Annotated in this window: 15 protein-coding genes; 9 read left to right on the top strand and 6 right to left on the bottom strand. The window is 33.5% G+C overall.

Annotation, left to right across the window (positions count from 1 at the left end):
* Positions 1 to 125 precede the first annotated feature (125 nt).
* Together BUB89_RS03990 and dinB are read left to right on the top strand one after the other, a co-directional pair.
* Positions 126 to 2,201, top strand: a complete 2,076-nt coding sequence (locus BUB89_RS03990; protein WP_073242190.1) for a recombinase — start codon at positions 126 to 128, stop codon at positions 2,199 to 2,201.
* Between the two features lie 27 nt (positions 2,202 to 2,228).
* Entirely contained in the window at positions 2,229 to 3,314 is a 1,086-nt protein-coding gene (gene dinB / locus BUB89_RS03985; protein WP_073242188.1) for a DNA polymerase IV, read from the top strand.
* A gap of 70 nt (positions 3,315 to 3,384) precedes the next feature.
* On the opposite strand, the gene BUB89_RS03980 is transcribed toward dinB, so the two are convergent.
* Positions 3,385 to 4,152, bottom strand: a complete 768-nt coding sequence (locus BUB89_RS03980) for a Bax inhibitor-1/YccA family protein (RefSeq protein ID WP_073242186.1) — start codon at positions 4,150 to 4,152, stop codon at positions 3,385 to 3,387.
* Positions 4,153 to 4,445: 293 nt separating this feature from the next.
* Between BUB89_RS03980 and BUB89_RS03975 the strand changes: the two genes are divergently transcribed.
* From BUB89_RS03975 to BUB89_RS03965, 3 genes are all read left to right on the top strand, one after another.
* Positions 4,446 to 5,846, top strand: coding sequence for a sensor histidine kinase (locus BUB89_RS03975; protein WP_073242184.1), 1,401 nt, complete (start codon positions 4,446 to 4,448; stop codon positions 5,844 to 5,846).
* A gap of 101 nt (positions 5,847 to 5,947) precedes the next feature.
* Complete coding sequence (locus BUB89_RS03970) at positions 5,948 to 6,421, top strand: Dps family protein (protein ID WP_073242182.1); 474 nt, start codon at positions 5,948 to 5,950, stop codon at positions 6,419 to 6,421.
* A gap of 22 nt (positions 6,422 to 6,443) precedes the next feature.
* A complete protein-coding gene (locus BUB89_RS03965; RefSeq protein ID WP_073242180.1) occupies positions 6,444 to 6,629 on the top strand; it encodes a CsbD family protein in 186 nt (61 codons plus the stop codon).
* Positions 6,630 to 6,710: 81 nt separating this feature from the next.
* On the opposite strand, the gene pyk is transcribed toward BUB89_RS03965, so the two are convergent.
* The 5 genes from pyk to BUB89_RS03940 form a co-directional block, all read right to left on the bottom strand.
* A complete protein-coding gene (gene pyk / locus BUB89_RS03960) occupies positions 6,711 to 8,144 on the bottom strand; it encodes a pyruvate kinase (protein WP_073242982.1) in 1,434 nt (477 codons plus the stop codon).
* A gap of 8 nt (positions 8,145 to 8,152) precedes the next feature.
* Positions 8,153 to 8,638, bottom strand: a complete 486-nt coding sequence (locus BUB89_RS03955; protein ID WP_073242178.1) for an IPExxxVDY family protein — start codon at positions 8,636 to 8,638, stop codon at positions 8,153 to 8,155.
* A 114-nt stretch (positions 8,639 to 8,752) separates the two neighbouring features.
* A complete protein-coding gene (locus tag BUB89_RS03950) occupies positions 8,753 to 9,496 on the bottom strand; it encodes a ribonuclease III family protein (protein WP_073242176.1) in 744 nt (247 codons plus the stop codon).
* 9 nt (positions 9,497 to 9,505) lie between these two features.
* On the bottom strand, positions 9,506 to 10,759 hold the full coding sequence (gene fabF / locus BUB89_RS03945) for a beta-ketoacyl-ACP synthase II (RefSeq protein ID WP_073242174.1): 1,254 nt from the start codon (positions 10,757 to 10,759) through the stop codon (positions 9,506 to 9,508).
* Between the two features lie 181 nt (positions 10,760 to 10,940).
* Positions 10,941 to 11,177, bottom strand: coding sequence for an acyl carrier protein (locus BUB89_RS03940; RefSeq protein ID WP_007137004.1), 237 nt, complete (start codon positions 11,175 to 11,177; stop codon positions 10,941 to 10,943).
* A 175-nt stretch (positions 11,178 to 11,352) separates the two neighbouring features.
* Between BUB89_RS03940 and purN the strand changes: the two genes are divergently transcribed.
* From purN to BUB89_RS03920, 4 genes are all read left to right on the top strand, one after another.
* The gene (gene purN, locus BUB89_RS03935) at positions 11,353 to 11,916 is read left to right on the top strand and encodes a phosphoribosylglycinamide formyltransferase (RefSeq protein ID WP_073242172.1); all 564 of its coding nucleotides are present in this window, start codon (positions 11,353 to 11,355) and stop codon (positions 11,914 to 11,916) included.
* Positions 11,917 to 11,921: 5 nt separating this feature from the next.
* Entirely contained in the window at positions 11,922 to 12,401 is a 480-nt protein-coding gene (gene rnhA, locus BUB89_RS03930) for a ribonuclease HI (protein WP_073242980.1), read from the top strand.
* Positions 12,402 to 12,476: 75 nt separating this feature from the next.
* Positions 12,477 to 13,400, top strand: coding sequence for a PfkB family carbohydrate kinase (locus BUB89_RS03925; RefSeq protein WP_073242170.1), 924 nt, complete (start codon positions 12,477 to 12,479; stop codon positions 13,398 to 13,400).
* A gap of 187 nt (positions 13,401 to 13,587) precedes the next feature.
* On the top strand, positions 13,588 to 15,486 hold the full coding sequence (locus BUB89_RS03920) for an amidophosphoribosyltransferase (protein ID WP_073242168.1): 1,899 nt from the start codon (positions 13,588 to 13,590) through the stop codon (positions 15,484 to 15,486).
* Positions 15,487 to 15,535: the final 49 nt, after the last annotated feature.

The raw sequence follows: 15,535 nt of genomic DNA, 5'->3' as shown, positions 1-15,535 counted from the left end.
TTATGAATTTTTTAAAACAATTTCAGCCTAAAATATTTTTGTTTTTCCCTGTATTTTTTTAAGAATAATTTGATTGTATTTCATTGTTGGATTTGTATTTTTACATCAATAGTAATAGATACATTATGCCTCTTTTAAAAGTAAAAACTAAGCCACAGACATCAGAGCTATTAAAGGAGTTTTTTAAGGGCAGTGCAACTTGGCGTGATGAAAAAAGCAATTTAGAACCTCTGGTTGAATTGATTCAGTTAATCAGACCTTTAAAAATAAAAAATTTACAAACAGTAAATTTACATGAACTGATTTCTTTTCTGAGAGAAAATCAATCTTGTCGTAAAGAACTTTCTATTTATCTTAAAGAGATTTTAAAAGAAAGAAAATTCAATAAAATCTTTTCGGATGCTGCCATTCTACGTGATGTGGATTTTTTCTTTGAAGTTAAAAAAAGAATTCTGGCTAAAATTTTACCTTATCAGCCGCAAAAAGATACTTTAGAATATGTTTTAAATCAGGTTTTTTATTTAGCTACAGACAGTATCTGGGTTAATAAAATCCCAATGCCTCAGCTGGAAGAATTGTATGATCTTCTGGAGTTCGAATCTATTTATGAAAGTGTCGAACCTAATTCGAGTTTGTCAGAATTATTAATTGCAATGCATTTAATTACACAGCGAATTAGTGGTCGTGCGATGGAAACGGATGTAATTAAGATGGTTCCGGAATTTGACGACTTAGAAAGTCCTTTTTCTGCATTTGAAAAGGAATTGTTTTTAATTGAAGATGAGATTAGAAATTCTGAAAAACATTATATTCTGTCAGATGATTTGTCTTTGGCTCAATTGTTAGTTTTACTCAAACATTGTGAAGATTTTGTAGAAAAGGCATTCCGAAACAGCTCGAAATATGGTATTTCCCTTCGGGTAAATCAGAATTTATTAAAAATTAAGCAGCAATTAGAAAGACTTAGATTCCTTATTTCATTATTAAAAGTAGAAAATGAAAAAGATGAAAAGAATAATGGAATTGTGATGGCTTTGCAATTGATAGAATTCAATTGTTATAAAAATAATGTTCGAAAGTTTATCGCACAAAGCATTCAGTTAATTTCGTATGAAATTACTCAGCATACAGCAAAAACAGGCGAAAAATACATTACCGAAAACCGCAATGAATATTTTAAAATGTTTTGGAATGCCTTAGGAGGCGGTTTTATTGTGGGTATTATGTGTATCATTAAGATTCTGCTTTCTAAAATTGATACGAGTATTTTTGGTCATGCGTTTCTTTACAGTATGAATTATGCTTTTGGGTTCATTACTATTTATATTTTAGGATGTGCTTTAGCTACAAAACAGCCCGCTATGACAGCTTCAGCTTTGATAAAAGCCATTGAGGAAGGAATGTCAAAACAAGGAAATAATACCCAGAAGTACAGTGCTTTTGCCATTCTTTTTGCAAGGGTTTTTCGTTCTCAGTTTATTGCATTTGTAGGGAATGTGATTATGGCTTTTCCGGTATCTCTATTTGGAATCTGGTTAATTGATTATGTTTTTCATTACAATATTGCTGCTACTAAATGGGAAAGATTACTTACTGATACGAGTCCGATACATTCTTTAGCGATTTTTCATGCTGCCATTGCGGGAGTGTTTTTATTTATGTCGGGAATTATTTCAGGAAGTGTTGCCAATAGAGATAAACACAATCAGGTTTATTTTCGTATCGCAGAACACCCTTTATTAAAAAAGAGTATTGGAAAAGCCAAAACACTAAAACTCTCTGTCTGGTATGAAAAAAAATGGGCCGGTATTGTTTCTAATTTCTGGTTTGGAGTTTTTATGGGTAGTACGGCTTCGATAGGTTTGTTTTTAGGACTAAATTTAGATATCCGACACATTACTTTTGTGAGCGGAAATTTAGCCTTGGGATTATACGGAGCAAATTTTAAGGTTACTGATGCTATGTTGTTTTGGGGTATTGTTGGGATTGGTGTCGTGGGATTAGTTAACTTTATGGTTAGTTTTAGTCTGTCTTTAGGATTAGCTTTTCGTTCCAGAGCGATTTCTTTATTTGAATTGCGATTTGTAACTGCTGCTATCTGGAATCACTTCAAATCAAATCCGTTTAGTTTCTTTTTTCCAACAGAAAAAAAATCAAAATCAGGAGTGGTTGAAAATTACCTGCAAACCGAAAAAAACTAAATAAGTTGTTAAATACACTTGTTTAAGATGCTGGAAGTAAATTCAAATAGAAAAATTATACACATCGATATGGATGCTTTTTTTGCTTCTGTGGAGCAAATGGACAATCCTGAACTTCGGGGAAAGCCCATTGCTGTGGGTGGAGCTGAAAATCGGGGTGTGGTGGCGGCAGCCAGTTATGAGGCCAGGAAATTTGGAGTGCGATCAGCAATCAGTGGTGCATTGGCAAAAAAAAATTGTCCCGATCTTATTTTTGTTCGTCCGCGATTTGAACGGTATAAGGAGATTTCGACTCAGATTCATAAAATTTTTCGGGATTATACGGATTTGATAGAGCCACTTTCTTTAGATGAAGCTTATCTGGATGTGACTCAGAATAAAAAAGGAAATCCCAGCGCCAGTCTTTTGGCACAAGAAATCCGGAACCGGATTTTTAACGAAGTGGGATTGACGGCTTCTGCTGGAATTTCGATCAATAAATTTGTTGCTAAAATAGCGAGTGATTATAACAAACCTAATGGGCAAAAAACGGTTACTCCTGATGAGGTGATTCCGTTTTTAGAAGTTTTGCCTATCCGAAAGTTTTATGGTGTGGGCAAAGTAACCACAGAGAAAATGTACCAATTGGGTATTTTTACCGGATTAGAGTTAAAAAGTAAATCTTTAGAATTTTTGCAGAAACATTTTGGTAAGGCAGGCACTTATTATTATCATGTGGTTCGCGGCATTCACAACAGCGAAGTGAAATCCAGCCGAATTGCAAAATCAGTTGCTGCCGAACATACTTTTGAAGTGAATCTTTCTTCGGAAATTTTTATGTTGGAACAATTGGATAAAATTGCCATTAGTTTAGAACGAAGACTTAAGAAACACAATGTTTCGGGCAAAACAGTAACGCTAAAAATAAAATACAGCGATTTTACCCAACAAACCAGAAGCAAAACCCTGCCTTATTTTATTGCTGATAAAGGACTGATTTTAGAGACAGTAAAAGAATTATTGTATCAGGAACGAATGAAAGATTCTGTTCGGTTATTAGGGATTTCGATGAGTAGTTTGAATACTGAAGTCAGGAAATCAGTAGTTGCAGTGCAGTTAAAATTTGATTTTTAAAAAAAGAACCGCACATTTACAAATCAGTTTTAATTTGCAAATGTGCGGCTTATTTATTTCCTGATAATTATTAGTTTTTACTGGAAAGCTTAGATAACAATCTTAAAAATTCAATATAAAGCCAAACCAAAGTAATCATTAATCCCATAGCGCCAAACCATTCCATGTATTTTGGCATTCTTTGTTGAACTCCCTCTTCGATACGGTCAAAATCCAGAAATAAGTTCAAAGCTGCAATTACAATTACAAAAACACTGATACCAATACTCCACATAGAATTTCCATAATGTACCGGCTGATAGCCTGTAAACATAGAAAATAACCAGGAAATTAAGTAATAAGTAGCAATTGCTAATGTTGCTGCAACCACCACCGATTTGAATTGTTCTGTTACTTTTACAATTTTAAATTTATATAATCCTAAACAAACGGCAAATGTTACAAAAGTAGCTCCTACTGCCTGGATAACAATTCCAGGGTAAAGGGCTTCAAAAATTGCCGAAATTCCTCCGATAAATAAACCTTCAAATAAAGCGTATCCGGGAGCCAAATAACCCGAGTATTGTGGTTTGAATGCTGATATTATTACTAAAACCAATCCTACAACTGCACCCCCAATAGCCGGAATAATAGGATTCATGCCATTAAAAGCCATCCACCAGATAACCATAGCCGATGCTGTAAGCAATAAAAATAACAGAATCGTTTTATTAATAGTGCCTGAAAGCGTCATTTGCTGGTCGTAGCCAATAACTGTTGCTTCATGTACTTGCTCAGCTCTTGATGTAGGCGAGAAGCTTTTATTATTTAAAAAAGGGTTTTTAGATTTAAATTCCATTATGATTCATTTTAGGTTAGCCAAATATAAATGATATTTCTTAAGATTGCTGTTTAATTTTTCTTAATTTTTTTATTCTGTGGCAGAAGTCTTTAGCGTACTAAATTTTAATAATTTTACGCAATCTATTTATAAAATATAACGGATAACAAGTACAGTAGGGAAGTCAATGTTTTAAGGTTTTTCAATCAGTAATTGTTATTTGATTGAAAAGATAAAATTTAATTACATCGATTATTCTACTGATTTTGTGTTCGTACTCCATCAGCTTTGTTTAAATTAACTAAATTATAATGTTCCAACTTTTACCATTAGACCTCAAAACTGTTTTTGAACTTTATTTTTTAGGTAATTTATTTGTCAGTATTCTTATTTTCAGTTATTCTTTTTCTTATGCTACTGTCGAAAATAAAAAGATTGTAAACTGGTATGGCTATGGAAAATTATTATTGACTATAGGCTGGATATTACTTTTTTTAAGAAATACTATTCCTGATTTCATTTCTATTAATATCGCGAATATGATTGTTTTTGCGGCATGTTGTTATGAAACAATAGCCATATTGTCATTGGTTAAAGCAAGATCAAAGCAAAAATACCGCTTACAAATAGCAATAACTATTGTTGCAGCAGTGATTTTTAATATCGCAACATTCTTAGATTGTACCATTAACACTCGTGTTCTGATTGCGTCTATTGGTTTATTTGCTATTTATTTACAGCCTACAATTAGCTATTTTGTTGAAAAACGACATAATTTTTTTCGAATTTTTTACGGATTTTGTTTTGTGGGATTCGAACTTTTAGTTCTTGCCCGTATCGTATTTAATTTGATGAATCCGCAACAGGAATTTTTTTCCTATACCATTTTTGATAGTTTGTATAACATAGCTTTGTTTTTGCTTGCATTAATTAGTACAGTTGGATTTTTATTATTGGTAAAAGAAAAGCAAGACCTTAAAATCCAAAAACTTTTAAAGGATAAGAATCAGTTCTTTTCCATTATTGCTCATGATTTAAGAGGGCCACTGGGAGGATCAGTTGGACTTTCAGAAATTTTAGCAGAAAATATTGAAGAGTATAGCCGTGACGAGATCAAAGAAATTACTCAAATGCTTCATCAATCTAATAGAAATAGTTATAAGCTGTTAGAAAATCTTTTGGATTGGTCTCAGTTACAAACCGGAATGATGGAATACAGTCCTAAAAAACTTTCTTTAAATACATCAATTCAAGAAAATATTGAACTGAACAGAAATGCTGCTCTAAATAAAGATATTACTATTTTATTTGAATCATCTGATATTGTAGAAGTTGAGGCTGATAAAAATATGATTGATACTATTGTGCGAAATCTGCTGACAAATGCAATTAAGTTTACTAATAGAAATGGTGAAATAGTAGTAAAAATAGAAAAGAAATCAAAAAAAGTGGTCGTCTCTATTACTGATACCGGAATTGGAATTCCGGATGCTATAAAAGCAAAATTATTTAAAATCAATGGAAAAGTAACCCAAAAAGGAACTGAGGATGAAATAGGAACCGGACTGGGATTATTACTTTGTAGTGAATTTATAAAAAAACATCAGGGCGAAATCTGGGTAGAAAGTGAAGCTGGTAAAGGCAGTACTTTTACATTTACTTTACCATTAGAATTGAATAAAGTTTTAAAAAATAATTTTTTTAGTCTCTAAATTGGAATCTTATAAGAGTACTGGAGAATTGTATAAAAGGTCTTACGGTATTCGCAATTATCTTTGTAAAGAACAATTAAAGAACCCGAAAAAATAAAAATATGGAACCTAAAATTGGAATTACAAAAAAAGATTTAAATACAAGTGTTGATTTTTTAACTGTTGTTTTGGCTAATGAAATGTTGCTTTACGTAAAAACAAGAAAATTTCATTGGAATGTGTCTGGAAACAGTTTTATGGAGTTGCATAAATTATTTGAAGAACATTATACGGAACTGGAACATACTATTGATGAAATAGCCGAAAGAATTAGTAAACTGGGTGCAAAAGCTATTGGAACCATGCAGGAATTCATTGATCATGCTACCTTAAAAGAAAATTCAAATAATACTGTGGATCAAAAAGAGATGATTAATGAGCTTTTATCTGATCACGAAGCTATTTTAAAACAATTAAGAGAGTATATAAAAGAAGTTGAAGAAACAAATGATTATGGAACTGCCGATTTCTTAACGGCCTTATTGCAAAGCCACGAAACGCAGGCCTGGACAGTTAGAAAATATGTAAATAAATAATTTAATATTAAAAAATAACATTATGAATACTACAGAAATAAAAGGAAACTGGAATGAATTAAAAGGTAAATTAAAACAAAAATATGCTGATTTAACAGATGATGATTTGTTATATGCCGAAGGTAAAGAAGATGAAATGCTGGGAAAATTAGAGCAAAAGCTTGGAAAATCTAAAGACGAAGTCAGAAAAATTATTGCTGAACTTTAGTTTACAGTATTTCGAAAACAGATAAAAAAATCCGTCTTGTTTAGTAGCAAGACGGATTTTTACTATTTTGGCTTAGCCTGATTATACGATTTCAGAAACTCGCATAGTGTTTACCATTCCTCTTTCGGTAATAGGCATAGAAGCTAAATTGATGATGTAATCACCAGGAACAACATGACCTTTCTCTTTAGCTATTCTGTTGATGTCAGTAACAGTTGTATCGGTACTTTCTTCTTTATCGTAGAAATAAGTTCTAACTCCCCATAATAAACTTAACTGAGTAAGAATTCTTTTGTTTGAAGTAAATACTAATATTTCAGCCGTATTTGGTCTCCAGGCAGATAATTGGAAAGCAGTATAACCACTGTTTGTCATAGTAGAAATAGCTTTTGCTTCGATAGAATTAGCCATAACTGCTGCTTGACGACAAATAGTTTTAGTGATAAAACGGTTTGTTTTAATTTGTGGTGTGTTTTGTGGTACCTGAATTAATGCAGAGTTTTCTACAGCCTCACAAATTTGAGTCATTTTTTGGATAACTTGTACCGGATAATTTCCAGCAGCAGTTTCTCCAGAAAGCATTACAGCATCAGCACCATCCATTACTGAATTTGCTACGTCGTTCACTTCAGCACGTGTAGGTGTCAAGCTAGTAATCATAGTTTCCATCATTTGCGTAGCAACAATAACCGGAATACGAGCTATTTTAGCTCTGCGAATTAAGTCTTTTTGTACTAATGGTACTTCGTGAGCAGGAAGTTCAACTCCAAGATCTCCACGGGCAACCATTAAAGCATCACAATAAGCCACAATTTTATCCATGTTTTCTAATGCTTCCGGCATTTCGATTTTAGCAACAATTGGAATTTTATTTTCAGCGTGTTCTGCAATTAAGTCTTGTAAGTCTTTTAAATCCTGTGGTGTTTTTACAAAAGAAAGTGCAATCCAGTCAACTTTTTGCCCAATAGCAAAAATAGCATCAGCAATGTCTTTTTCTGTTAAAGCAGGAAGAGAAATTTTTGTATTCGGAAGGTTAACCCCTTTTTTAGATTTCAATTCACCACCTTGTACCACTCTGGCAACAACTTCGGTTTTTTTATCAGTAGATACGATTTCGAAAATTAATTTTCCATCGTCTAATAAAATTCTTTCTCCCGGATTTACATCATTAGGGAAGTTTTTGTATTTCATGAAAACTCTTTCGGCAGTTCCTAGGATGTCTTCGGCTGTTGTAAAAGTGATGAGATCACCATCATTAACAACGACACCTTCGGTCATCATACCCACACGAAGTTTTGGACCTTGTAAATCGGCAAGAATAGCTGTAGTGTATCCAAATTCTTCGTTAAGATCACGAATAATTTGAATTCTGTTTTCTACATCAGCATAGTCAGCATGAGAAAAATTAATTCTGAATACGTTTACGCCAGCTTCAACCATGTCCTTTATGATTTCTCTTGTGCTGCAAGCAGGCCCAAGGGTAGCCACAATTTTAGTTTTCTTGTTTGTAGTAATCATTTGCATTAAAAAATTAGATTGTTTTTAGATTTTATTTGTTTTGTTTCAACAGTATATGCTGTTGTGATATTGTCTATAGTATTTAATATTACTTTTATTTCATTGATATCAATGCTGTTATTGCTGTCTATTTTTAAAAAGTAATCTGCTTTTTTAAATTCGGGCAATAAATATACTTTAGTCGAAATACCTTCATTTGTATTTGAAAATAAGTTCTGGACTTGTTCGTTTTTCTCTGAAATTACTTCATTGATATTTTGAACTAAATTCCATGCCACTGTATTTTCTTCGTCATAATAATAAAATCTTGAAAATTTTGTTTCGCCCTCTTTGATGTTTATTTGAACTTCATCAGCATTTTTTGCTAGATTTATAGGAAGTTGTTGATTGATAAAATATGCCAATCGATAATCTTCAAGAGAAGTATGAATTGCAATAAGATTATAATCAATCTCATCAAATTCGTCAAGATTTAATTTATGAACAGCCATCTTCATTAAAAATAAAGATGTAAATATACTATTTCTGTCGAAGTATAAGTGTTGAAAATATAATGAATTCGTTAAATTTAAAACGAAAACGTTGTAGTTTTGAGTAATTTACTATTATTTTTTGTTCATTTTTTCCTGAAAAGCAAAATAAGCACGTTGTGATGCTTTTTCTTCCGCTTTCTTTTTAGACGTTGCTCTTGCCTTAGCAATCACTTTTTCGTCAATGCTTAATTTAACCCCAAACAGCCTTTGACCATCGATTGCATTGTCCTCAAAAATGTCATAATGAAATTGTCTTTTTTCTTTTTGACACCATTCAATAATTAAACTTTTATAGCTAATTACCTTTCCTTCGAGTCTGGAAATATCTACATACGGAATGATTACTTTTTGCTGAATAAATTTTTCACAATAAGGATAACCTTTGTCCAGATATATTGCTCCTATGAGAGATTCGAAAATATTTCCATGTATATTTTCTCCAAAATGCTGAACAGGAACTTTGCTTTCCACAAATCTAATAAGATCTAAATCTTTTCCCAGTTCGTTTAAATGTTCCCGGCTTACAATTTTAGAGCGCATTTTAGTCAGATAGCCTTCATCTCCGTAAGGTGCTTCGTTAAATAAATGTGCAGCAATAACGGAACTCAGCATAGCGTCTCCTAAAAATTCCAAACGTTCATAGCTAATAGGATTTCCGGTACCATCTACTTTACCTGATGAACGATGGGTAAAAGCTTTTTGATAGTGATTTAGATTACCTGGTGGAAAACCAAGGATTTTTTGGATGGTATCAAAAAAAATCCCGTCTTCTTGAGAACGACGGGATTTTGTAAATATTTTTTTGAATATACTCATAGTATAAAATTAGAATCCTAATTTTTTTACTAATACACAAGCATTGTGACCTCCAAAACCAAAAGTATTACTCATAACAACATTCATGTCTCTTTTTTGAGCCACATTGAAAGTGAAATTTAACTTAGGGTCAATTTTTTCATCATCTGTAAAATGATTGATGGTAGGAGGAACTATTCCGTGTTTTATAGAAAGTATAGCAGAAATGGTCTCAATTGCTCCTGCAGCTCCTAATAAGTGACCTGTCATGGATTTTGTTGAATTCAAATTCATGGTATAAGCATGTTCTCCAAAAACTTGTTCGATTGCTTTACTTTCGGCCATGTCTCCCAGTGGAGTTGATGTTCCGTGCATGTTTACACCATCAACATCAGTTGGTTTTAAACCAGCATCTCTTAAACAGTTCAGCATTACATTTTTAGCCCCTAATCCTTCCGGGTGAGGAGCTGTAATATGATGTGCATCTGCTGACATACCGCCACCGCCAATTTCGCAATAAATAGTTGCTCCACGTGCTACAGCATGTTCATATTCTTCCAGAATTAAAGCTCCGGCACCTTCACCCAGAACAAAACCATCACGGTCTTTGTCCATTGGTCTTGAAGCCGTTTTTGGATCATCATTTCTTGTAGATAAAGCATGCATAGCGTTAAAACCTCCCATTCCTGCAATTGTTACTGCAGCTTCTGAGCCACCGGTTACCATCACATCAGCATGTCCTAATCGGATGTAGTTAAAGGCATCAATAATGGCATTTGTTGATGATGCACAAGCCGAAACGGTTGTGAAATTTGGTCCTCTAAAACCATATTTGATAGAAATATGACCACCGGCTATATCAGCAATCATTTTAGGTATAAAGAAAGGATTGAATTTTGGCGTGCCATCACCAGCTGCATAATTAAGAACTTCTATTTGAAAAGTTTCTAAACCTCCAATTCCTGAACCCCAGATAACTCCGGCTCTGTCTTTGTCTATTTTTTCAAAATCAAAACCGGCATCTTGTACGGCTTCTTCAGCTGCAACCAATGCGTATTGTGCATAACGGTCCATTTTTCGAGCTTCTTTTCGGTCTATAAAGTCTTCAACATTGAAGTTTTTTACTTCGCAGGCAAAATGGGTTCTAAACTTTGAAGCATCATAATATGTTATCGGAGCAGCACCGCTGACTCCGTTAATTAGTCCGTTCCAATACTCCTCAATATTGTTTCCAATAGGAGTAAGAGCACCCAGACCTGTTACAACAACTCGTCTTAATACCATATATTCTGTATTTTGTTATCTTTAAACAAACAAAACCCACGCTTTCTTTTGTGTTTGATTACCTAAGAGCCATGGGTGTTGCATTATGTGTAATTGATTGAAATTCAATCGAACTTTTAATTTGAAAAATAATAACACCCGATTTCTAAAATTGAAATTTTAAAATTCGGGTGTGAGTTTATTATTTTTTAGCTTCTTCGATGTAAGAAATAGCTTGACCAACAGTAGCAATGTTTTCAGCTTGATCGTCTGGAATTTGAATGTCAAATTCTTTTTCGAATTCCATAATAAGCTCAACAGTGTCTAATGAGTCAGCTCCTAAATCATTAGTGAAGCTTGCTTCTGTTACAACTTCGTTTTCGTCAACGCCTAATTTGTCTACGATAATCGCTTTTACTCTTGATGCAATGTCTGACATAATCTTTAATTTTAGAATTTAATTGGAGGCAAAAATAAAAAACTTTATTTTAAAACAACTATTAAGTTAATAAATGTGACATCTAAAATATAAAATAATTTTGAACAAAGACTTCTCAAAGCTATTTAATTTCGTTTTTTATTCTTTTTTTTGCGTGACTTAAACCTGATGTATTATGAAAAAAATAATTGTTTTTGCCTCCGGATCCGGCACAAATGCTGAGAATATTATAAAATATTTTAAAAGTGGTTCAGTGGGAGAAGTTGTTGGTGTCTTTACTAATAACGCAAATGCGAAGGTGATTGAGAGGGCTAAAAATAATGATGTTCCTGTTGAAGTTTTTACCAAAGCAGAATTATATGAAAGTGATTTAGTACAAAAAATTCATGCGATTCAGCCGGATTTAATTGTCTTAGCTGGGTTTTTGTTAAAATTTCCGGATGCTCTTATTGCTGCTTATCCTGATAAAATTATAAATATTCATCCGGCATTGCTACCAAAATATGGTGGAAAAGGAATGTATGGTATGCATGTTCATAAGGCTATTGTTGAAAATAAAGAGAAGGAGACAGGGATAACCATTCATTATGTAAATGAAAATTATGATGAAGGAGCAACTATTTTTCAAAAACAAGTCACCATTTTAGGAACAGATACTCCGGAAGTAGTTGCTGAAAAGATCCACGAATTAGAACAGAAATATTTCCCGATGGTTATTGAGGATTTGTTAAAAGCTTAATGATATTGGAATATCAGGTACATATTTACACAGACGGAGCTGCAAAAGGAAATCCCGGACCCGGAGGCTATGGTGTAGTAATGGAATTAGTGGGGACACCGCATAAAAAAGAATTTTATGAAGGTTTTCGTCATACCACTAATAACAGGATGGAATTATTGGCAGTAATTGTGGGATTAGAAAAGCTTAAAAATCCAAATATGAAAGTGCTGGTAATTTCAGATTCTAAATATGTCGTGGATTCAGTGGTTAAAAAATGGGTTTTAGGCTGGGAGAAAAAAGCTTTTGCAGCCAGAAAAAATGCCGATTTATGGAGACGATTTTTAATAGTTTACCGAAAACATCAGGTAGATTTTAAGTGGATAAAAGGACATAACAATCATCCTCAAAATGAACGTTGCGATGAATTAGCAGTATTTGCTTCAAGTCAGAAAAACTTGTCAATTGATGCTTTTTATGAAAAAGAAGAGGGTAGAATTTTGTGATAATTTTGCTTGTTTTAACCTTTGCAAGATTGTAACTTATAAACTATCTTTGCACTTTAATTCGAAATTCATAAAATGAATAAATTACTGATTGTTGGAACAGTTGCTTTTGATGCAATTGAAACCCCATTCGGGAAAACCGATAAAATTTTAGGAGGAGCCGGAACTTACATTGGACTTTCAGCGGCTTTTTTTAACTTACAATCGGCTATTGTCTCTGTTGTAGGAGATGATTTTCCACAAGAATATTTAGATTTATTAACGGAAAGAAATATTGATATTTCCGGACTTGAAGTAGTAAAGGGAGGTAAAACCTTTTTCTGGAGTGGCCGTTACCATAACGACCTGAATTCAAGAGATACCTTAGATACGCAATTAAATGTTTTGGCCGATTTTCAGCCAAAAGTTCCTGAAAATTATAAAAATGCCGATGTAGTGATGTTAGGAAACTTACATCCACTGGTGCAAAGCGGAGTTTTAGACCAATTAGAAAGTACACCAAAATTAGTAGTTTTAGATACTATGAATTTTTGGATGGATTGTGCTTTGCCTGAATTATTAGATGTAATTAAGCGAGTAGATGTAATTACAATTAATGATGAAGAAGCGAGACAACTTTCCGGAGAATATTCTCTGGTAAAAGCTGCGGCAAAAATTCAGGAAATGGGACCTGAATTTGTGGTAATTAAAAAAGGAGAGCACGGAGCGTTGTTGTTTCATGAAAACAATGTGTTTTTTGCACCGGCATTACCATTAGAAGAAGTTTTTGACCCAACAGGAGCGGGAGATACTTTTGCAGGAGGTTTTGCAGGATTTATAACTCAGAGCGAGAATGTTTCTTTCGAAAATATGAAAAATGCCATTATTTATGGTTCAAATTTAGCTTCCTTTTGTGTGGAGAAATTTGGAACAGAGCGAATGGTTAGCTTAGAAAAAGAAGAAGTGATGGTACGATTAAAACAATTTAAGTCGTTGACACAATTTGATATAGAATTATAATGCCTCAAACCTCGGAAACGGGGTTTTTTTGTTCCATAGAATGCTATAGTATTTCTTAATCCAGGTTAACTAATATAAAATAAAAAAGTTAAAACTTTGTACTTTGATTTAAAACAAATTAATAACGGGTACAGCTGGTTTTAATATTTAGAATAAAAAAACAAACCCAACAACAAATATCACTACAATGAGCGATGCTTTAAAACATGAATGTGGAATAGCTTTAGTTAGACTGCTTAAACCGCTTGAATTTTACAAGGAGAAATACGGTTCTGCTTTTTACGGGATACAGAAAATGTATCTTATGATGGAAAAACAGCATAATCGCGGACAGGATGGAGCTGGTTTTGCCAGTATCAAAATGGATGTGGAACCGGGAGAACGCTATATAAGCAGAGTACGCTCTAATCAGTCTCAGCCTATTCAGGATGTTTTTGCTCAGATTAACGAAAGAATTAATGAAGAGATGGCAAATCATCCTGAATATGCGGATGATGTAGCGGCACAAAAAGCTAATATTCCTTACATAGGAGAATTGTTTTTAGGACATGTACGTTATGGTACTTTTGGGAAAAACAGTATTGAAAGTGTACATCCTTTTTTAAGACAAAGTAACTGGATGCACCGTAATCTTATTTTGGCAGGAAACTTTAATATGACAAATGTTAAAGAGCTTTTTCAAAATTTGGTGGAGTTGGGTCAGCATCCAAAAGAAATGGCGGATACGGTAACTGTAATGGAGAAAATTGGTCACTTTTTAGATAAAGAAGTAATGCAATTGTACCAGGATTGTAAAGCCGAAGGGTATTCAAAACAAGAAGCTTCGCCGGTAATTGCCGAAAGATTAGATGTTGCAAAAATTCTAGCCCGTTCAGCAAAAAACTTAGATGGAGGATATGCCATGGCAGGTCTTCTGGGTCATGGAGATGCTTTCGTTTTCAGAGATCCGGCAGGAATTCGTCCGGCATATTATTATCAGGATGATGAAGTTGTTGTTGTAGCCTCTGAAAGACCTGTTATTCAGACGGTTTTCAATGTGCCATTTGATAAAGTACAAGAAATAGATCCGGGAAGTGCTTTGATTATCAAAAAGAACGGAACTGTTTCTATGAAAGAAATTTTGACTCCTACCGTTAAAAAATCATGTTCTTTTGAACGTATTTATTTTTCAAGAGGAAGTGATGCCGAAATTTATCAGGAAAGAAAAAATTTAGGAAAATTAATTTTACCGGCTGTTTTAAATTCTATTGATCAGGATACAGATAATACGGTGTTTTCGTATATTCCTAACACGGCAGAGACATCTTTTTACGGCTTAGTAGAAGCGGCTCAGGATTTCTTAAACCAAAGGAAAAACAATTATATTTTGGCTAATAGAAATACTTTGACAGCTGAAACTTTACAGGAATTATTAGCCGTAAAAATCAGAACCGAAAAAGTAGCTATCAAAGATGCTAAATTGAGAACTTTTATCACTGAAGATAGCAGTCGTGATGATTTAGTGGCTCACGTTTATGATGTGACTTACGGTGTTATCAAACCTACAGATAATCTGGTGATTATTGATGATAGTATTGTTAGAGGAACTACACTTAAAAAGAGTATTATCAAGATGATGGATCGTTTGAATCCAAAACGTATTGTAATTGTTTCTTCGGCGCCTCAGATTCGTTTCCCTGATTGTTACGGAATTGATATGGCAAAGTTAGAAGGTTTAGTCGCTTTTAGAGCTGCATTGGAACTTTTAAAAGAGAGAAACTTATATCATATTGTTGATGAAGTCTATGCTAAATGTAAGGCACAGGAAGACTTTAGAGATGCTGATGTGGTCAATTATGTAACAGCAATCTATGACCCGTTTGAACCTCAGGAAATTTCAAATAAAATTGCTGAAATGTTGAGCTCACCGGAAATTAAAGCAGAAGTGAAAATTATTTTTCAAACAGTAGAAGATTTACATATTGCCTGTCCTAAAAACTTAGGAGATTGGTATTTTACAGGAGATTATCCTACTGCGGGAGGAAACAGAGTCGTAAACAGAGCTTTTATGAATTTTTACGAAGGTAAAGATGCAAGAGCTTATTAATCGATAGATTTAAGTTATTTATCGGTTTTTTAGGTTGTTTGTCTTGTAT

It is taken from the genome of Flavobacterium flevense (assembly GCF_900142775.1).
Classification (GTDB): Bacteria; Bacteroidota; Bacteroidia; order Flavobacteriales; family Flavobacteriaceae; genus Flavobacterium; species Flavobacterium flevense.
The sequence above is the reverse complement of the archived record's forward strand: the minus strand, read 5'-3'. Positions and strand labels throughout refer to the sequence as shown.

What these genes read in the sequence shown, in the direction of transcription:
- BUB89_RS03955 (WP_073242178.1), bottom strand. Translation starts at nt 8,638, where the DNA reads ATGGCTGTTCATAAATTAAATCTTGACGAATTTGATGAGATTGATTAT.
- BUB89_RS03975 (WP_073242184.1), top strand. Translation starts at nt 4,446, where the DNA reads ATGTTCCAACTTTTACCATTAGACCTCAAAACTGTTTTTGAACTTTAT.
- BUB89_RS03925 (WP_073242170.1), top strand. Translation starts at nt 12,477, where the DNA reads ATGAATAAATTACTGATTGTTGGAACAGTTGCTTTTGATGCAATTGAA.
- BUB89_RS03980 (WP_073242186.1), bottom strand. Translation starts at nt 4,152, where the DNA reads ATGGAATTTAAATCTAAAAACCCTTTTTTAAATAATAAAAGCTTCTCG.
- BUB89_RS03990 (WP_073242190.1), top strand. Translation starts at nt 126, where the DNA reads ATGCCTCTTTTAAAAGTAAAAACTAAGCCACAGACATCAGAGCTATTA.
- BUB89_RS03965 (WP_073242180.1), top strand. Translation starts at nt 6,444, where the DNA reads ATGAATACTACAGAAATAAAAGGAAACTGGAATGAATTAAAAGGTAAA.
- BUB89_RS03950 (WP_073242176.1), bottom strand. Translation starts at nt 9,496, where the DNA reads ATGAGTATATTCAAAAAAATATTTACAAAATCCCGTCGTTCTCAAGAA.
- purN (WP_073242172.1), top strand. Translation starts at nt 11,353, where the DNA reads ATGAAAAAAATAATTGTTTTTGCCTCCGGATCCGGCACAAATGCTGAG.
- dinB (WP_073242188.1), top strand. Translation starts at nt 2,229, where the DNA reads ATGCTGGAAGTAAATTCAAATAGAAAAATTATACACATCGATATGGAT.
- BUB89_RS03920 (WP_073242168.1), top strand. Translation starts at nt 13,588, where the DNA reads ATGAGCGATGCTTTAAAACATGAATGTGGAATAGCTTTAGTTAGACTG.
- BUB89_RS03940 (WP_007137004.1), bottom strand. Translation starts at nt 11,177, where the DNA reads ATGTCAGACATTGCATCAAGAGTAAAAGCGATTATCGTAGACAAATTA.
- fabF (WP_073242174.1), bottom strand. Translation starts at nt 10,759, where the DNA reads ATGGTATTAAGACGAGTTGTTGTAACAGGTCTGGGTGCTCTTACTCCT.
- BUB89_RS03970 (WP_073242182.1), top strand. Translation starts at nt 5,948, where the DNA reads ATGGAACCTAAAATTGGAATTACAAAAAAAGATTTAAATACAAGTGTT.